The 256-nt window shown below is 70.7% G+C and carries 1 protein-coding gene; it reads right to left on the bottom strand.

The window, feature by feature from the left end; genetic code table 11:
• Window positions 1-69 precede the first annotated feature (69 nt).
• Window positions 70-256: hypothetical protein (locus SB660_RS22030; RefSeq protein WP_410584587.1), on the bottom strand; the 187-nt coding region annotated here is incomplete at its 5' end.

Here is a 256-nt window from a genome sequence, read left to right as displayed (position 1 = left end):
GGGAACAGAGCGCCGCGAAGGCGAGCAGCCCGCCAATCACCCACGGGTTGAGCTCGTCGTTGACGTACCTCATCGCTCGTCCGCGCGGATGCGCCAGATCTCATCGTTCAGGCGCTTCGCCCAGCCGGATCCGGGGAACTCCTCCGGTGCCCAGGCTCGCAGCTCCGTGTCGGATGCCAGCGCGCTCGCGAAGAGCATGCGCGACGGCGGCACCTCGGTGTTCCAGGGCAGGCGGGCCCAGGGGCTCGCCGCCGAC

This window comes from Bacillus sp. SIMBA_005 (genome assembly GCF_046535585.1).
Taxonomy (GTDB): domain Bacteria; phylum Bacillota; class Bacilli; order Bacillales; family Bacillaceae; genus Bacillus; species Bacillus pumilus.
Note: the sequence above shows the minus strand (reverse complement) of the source record. Positions and strands in the feature narration are given on the sequence as shown.